This window comes from Caballeronia sp. (assembly GCF_028292365.1).
Lineage (GTDB): Bacteria > Pseudomonadota > Gammaproteobacteria > Burkholderiales > Burkholderiaceae > Caballeronia.
In genome coordinates, this window is sequence record NZ_JAQGMM010000572.1 from 1 (window position 1) to 4,458 (window position 4,458).

5 protein-coding genes are annotated in these 4,458 nt (G+C 56.4%); all 5 read right to left on the reverse strand.

What is annotated here, in order from left to right; all coding sequences use genetic code 11:
• Nucleotides 1-41 precede the first annotated feature (41 nt).
• Complete coding sequence (locus tag JWR14_RS33710) at nt 42-767, reverse strand: amino acid ABC transporter ATP-binding protein (protein ID WP_299718117.1); 726 nt, start codon at nt 765-767, stop codon at nt 42-44.
• On the reverse strand, nt 764-1,441 hold the full coding sequence (gene gltK, locus JWR14_RS33715; RefSeq protein WP_299718119.1) for a glutamate/aspartate ABC transporter permease GltK: 678 nt from the start codon (nt 1,439-1,441) through the stop codon (nt 764-766). Before gltK ends, JWR14_RS33710 begins: the two co-directional genes overlap by 4 nt.
• On the reverse strand, nt 1,441-2,181 hold the full coding sequence (locus JWR14_RS33720) for an amino acid ABC transporter permease (protein WP_299718122.1): 741 nt from the start codon (nt 2,179-2,181) through the stop codon (nt 1,441-1,443). The genes gltK and JWR14_RS33720 overlap by 1 nt, the downstream gene beginning before the upstream one ends.
• 69 nt (nt 2,182-2,250) lie before the next feature.
• On the reverse strand, nt 2,251-3,144 hold the full coding sequence (locus JWR14_RS33725) for a glutamate/aspartate ABC transporter substrate-binding protein (protein WP_299718124.1): 894 nt from the start codon (nt 3,142-3,144) through the stop codon (nt 2,251-2,253).
• A 281-nt stretch (nt 3,145-3,425) separates the two neighbouring features.
• Nucleotides 3,426-4,458 (reverse strand): Glu/Leu/Phe/Val dehydrogenase (locus JWR14_RS33730; protein WP_299718126.1); only part of this gene is annotated, 1,033 nt, incomplete at its 5' end.

A 4,458-nucleotide genomic window follows, 5' to 3' on the forward strand; every position in this document is an offset into this window, starting at 1 on the left:
GCAGGCTAATCGGCGTTACCGAACCAACCTGCAGCAAACAATCAGTGCAAAATCTTCGCCAAGAAGTCTTTCGCGCGATCCGACTTCGGATTCTCGAAGAACGCGTCCTTCTTGTCGTCTTCCACAATGAAGCCCTTGTCCATGAAGATCACGCGATGCGCGACCTTCTTCGCAAAGCCCATTTCGTGCGTCACGCACATCATGGTCATGCCTTCCTGCGCCAGTTCGACCATCACATCGAGCACTTCGTTGATCATTTCCGGATCGAGCGCGGACGTGGGTTCATCGAAGAGCATGGCGATCGGATCCATCGATAACGCCCGCGCAATCGCCACCCGCTGCTGCTGTCCGCCGGAAAGCTGGCCGGGAAATTTATCGGCGTGAGTGGAGAGGCCCACGCGCTCCAGCAGCTTCAATCCCTTGGCGGTTGCTTCGTCCTTCGAGCGCCCCAGCACCTTGATCTGAGCCAGAGTCAGGTTCTGCACGATCGTCAGATGCGGAAACAGTTCGAAGTGCTGGAACACCATGCCGACTTTCGCGCGCAGCTTCGACAGGTTGGTTTTCTTGTCGCCGATCGATTGCCCGTTGATCGTGATCTCGCCCTTCTGGAACGGCTCGAGTCCGTTCACGGTCTTGATCAGCGTCGACTTACCCGAGCCCGAAGGACCGCACACCACCACTACTTCGCCTTTTTTGACTTCCGTCGTGCAATCGGTAAGCACTTGAAACGGGCCGTACCATTTCGAAACATTCTTGAGTGAGATCATCGAGCGACCTTTTTCTGAAGACTTTTGACGAGAGCGGATGCGACCAGGCACACCACGAAATAACAGGCACCGGCGAACAACACCATTTCGACGGTCGTACCGTCGCGATCGCCCACATTCGTTGCCGTGCGGAAAAAGTCCGCGAGGCTGATCACATACACCAGCGACGTATCCTGGAACAACACGATAGCCTGCGTGAGCAGCAGCGGCACCATCGCCCGAAACGCCTGCGGCAGCACGATCAGCTTCATGGACTGCGTGTAGGTCATGCCGAGCGCGAACGCCGCATTCACCTGCCCGCGCGACACCGCCTGAATGCCTGCCCGGATAATTTCCGAATAATACGCGGCCTCAAACAGCGAGAACGCGACCATGGCGGAGGCAAGCCGGATATCGACTTCCGCCGATAACCCCAGCACATTTTGCAGGAATTGCGGCACGATCAAAAAGAACCACAGCAGCACCATCACGAGCGGGATGGAACGGAACAGCGTGACATACCCCCTCGCAAACCATTCGAGCGGTTTGATGCCCGAGAGGCGAAACAGCGCGAGCACGGTGCCCCAGAGAATCCCGAACACGAGCGCGAGCACCGTGATCTTGAAGGTGATGATGGCGCCGGTCCAGAGCGTGGGCAGCGAGCCCAGCACACTGCTCCAATTGAAATGATGCATCACTTGCCTCCAATGTAGCCGGGCAGCCGAGTCTTGGCTTCGACCACTTTCATCAGTTGCATGACGACCAGATTGATCAGCATGTAGGCAAGCGTCACGGCGATAAACGACTCATACGACTGCGCGGTGTAATCCACAAGCTGTCGCGCCTGAGCCGACAATTCGAGCAAACCGATGGTCGACGCCACCGCCGAGTTCTTGAACACGTTCAAAAATTCCGACGTGAGCGGCGGCACGATGATGCGATACGCAACCGGCATCAGGATGTACCTGTAGGTCTGCCATTCGGTGAAACCCATGGCGAGACCGGCGGCGCGCTGTCCGCGCGGCAAGGCCGCAATGCCCGAGCGCACTTGCTCGCACACGCGTGCTCCGGTGAACAATCCGAGGCAGATGATGGATGACGAATAGAACTGCGCGTTCGGTGGCAACTGCTTGAACCAGTTACCAATGGAAGGCGGCAGCAATTCTGGTATCACGAGATACCAGATGAAGAACTGCACAAGCAGCGGGATATTACGAAAGATGGCGACATACACCGTGCCGATGGCAGCCAGCTTGCGGTTCGGCACAGTGCGAAGAATGCCGAACAACGAGCCGACGACGAGCGCCACGATCCATGACGCGAGCGACACGGTAACGGTCACCCAGAAACCGGAAATGAGCCAGCCGAGATAGGTGGTGGGCTCGCCGGTCGAGACAGGGCTTAGGAAAACGCCCCAATTCCAGTGGTAGGACATGGACTCCCTCCAAAAGAAAACGGAAGAAGCAGTGCTCCTTCCGTTTCCATCAATCAAGTAGAACCGAGATTAATCGATTGCCTTGTCGTTCGGGTTCTTGAAAAGCGCCTTCATGTCATCGCTTTCCGGGAAGTTCAGGTTAAGACCCTTCGGCGGAATCGGACTTTCAAACCACTTCTTATAGATCTTGTCGCCTTCGCCCGAGGTTTCGACCTTGGCGATGGCGTCATCGACTACCTTCTTGAACTCCGGATCGTTCTTGCGCAGCATGCAGCCATAAGCTTCACGCGATTGCGGCGTACCCACAATCACGAAATCCTGCGGATTGCTCGACTTCGCACGTTCGCCGGCCAGCAATGCGTCGTCCATCATGAACGCAACAGCGCGTCCCGTCGACAAAGTCAAAAACGAGTCGCCGTGATCCTTCGCGCTGATGATGTTCATGCCCATGTTCTTGTCCTGGTTCATCTTGCGAAGCAGGCGTTCGGACGTGGTTCCAGCGGTCGTTACAACGGTCTTGCCCTTCAGGTCGTCGAAGTCCTTGACCCCCGAATCCTTCTTGGTCATCAGGCGCGTGCTGATCACGAAGATGGTGTTGGAGAAAGCGACCTGTTGCTGACGTTCGAGGTTGTTCGTGGTCGAACCGCACTCAAGGTCGATCTGGTTACCCGTCACGAGCAACAAGCGGTTTTGCGACGTAACCGACTTCTGTTGAACCTTCAGGTTCGGCATGTTGAGCTTTTCCTTGACGGCGTCGACCACCTTCAAAGCAAACTCATACGAATAGCCAATGACCTGTTGCTTGTCGTCGTAATACGAGAACGGAATCGACGACTCACGGAAACCCAGGTAAATGTTCCCTGAATCCTTGATTTTCTTGAGCGTATCGTTGTTTTGCGCTTGCGCGCCCGATGCGAAAAGTCCCAGCGCAGCAAGCAGCAGCGCAGCTTTTTTAATCTTCATGATCTGATCTCCTTGGCGAAAACGGCGCAATTTTAGCAGGGTAATAAATTTGAAAGAATGAATGTTGTCCACAGTTGTTATTTTTGAGACACCCGCTCTAATGTCTGGCTGAGCGGGGGTTTCAGCACTTTCAATTGACCTTGGTTCTGCCCTAATTTTCTTGTTCTTTTTACGCGAAAAGCCCGGCGACGTCCCGAAGGACGCCGCCGGGCGTCTTGATGCTTTTGCGTTAGCGCCGTTTCATGCAGGCGTGCGCTCGCAAACGTTTCTAATGCCTGAAATCATGGATACAGGCCGCGCATTTCGCGCGCTTGCAGAATCCGCGTACACGCAACAATAAACGCCGCCGTACGCACTGACACCGAATGTTCGCTCGCCACTTGCCACACGGCTGCGAATGCTTCGCGCATCACACGTTCGAGTCGCTGGTTGATTTCGTCTTCAGTCCAGAAGAAGCTCGAGAAGTCCTGCACCCATTCGAAGTACGACACCGTCACACCGCCCGCATTCGCGACCACGTCGGGGATCACGAGAATACCCTTGTCGTGGAGAATGTCGTCGGCCGCCGTTGTAGTCGGGCCGTTGGCGCCTTCCACTACGATCTTCGTCCTGATCTTCGGTGCGTTTTCTTCCGTAATCTGGCCTTCGAGTGCGGCCGGAATCAGGATATCGCTTTCAATGGTCCAGAACTCGTCCTTCGATACCGGGTCCGCACCTTCGAAACCGGCCACGCCACCGTGCTTGCCAACGTGATCGAACAAGGCGACTGCATCGATACCCGACGACTTGTACAGCGAACCGGTGTGATCCTGGACCGCCACCACTTTCGCGCCGGCTTCCTGGAACAACCGTGCAGCGATCCCGCCGACGTTACCAAAACCCTGCACGGCGATGCGCGCGCCTTCAATATCAAAACCGATCCGGCGTGCCGCTTCCGAGCCGACGACAAACACGCCACGGCCGGTTGCTTCCTTGCGGCCGAGCGAACCGCCGAGCGAGATCGGCTTGCCGGTCACAACACCGGTAGCCGTCTGGCCCATGTTCATGGAGTACGTGTCCATCATCCACGCCATGATCTGCTCGTTCGTGTTGACGTCGGGTGCGGGAATATCCTGGTTCGGTCCAATGATGATGCCGATTTCGCTGGTGTAACGACGCGTCAACCGTTCGAGTTCGCCACGCGACAACGTGCGCGGATCGACGCGAATACCGCCCTTCGCGCCGCCGTACGGCACGTTCACGGCCGCGTTCTTCACCGACATCCACGCCGACAGCGCCATTACTTCGGAAAGCGTAACGTCCTGGTGATACCGC

Coding starts and splice junctions, on each gene's coding strand:
- JWR14_RS33725 (WP_299718124.1), bottom strand. CDS start 3,144: ATGAAGATTAAAAAAGCTGCGCTGCTGCTTGCTGCGCTGGGACTTTTC.
- JWR14_RS33720 (WP_299718122.1), bottom strand. CDS start 2,181: ATGTCCTACCACTGGAATTGGGGCGTTTTCCTAAGCCCTGTCTCGACC.
- gltK (WP_299718119.1), bottom strand. CDS start 1,441: ATGCATCATTTCAATTGGAGCAGTGTGCTGGGCTCGCTGCCCACGCTC.
- JWR14_RS33710 (WP_299718117.1), bottom strand. CDS start 767: ATGATCTCACTCAAGAATGTTTCGAAATGGTACGGCCCGTTTCAAGTG.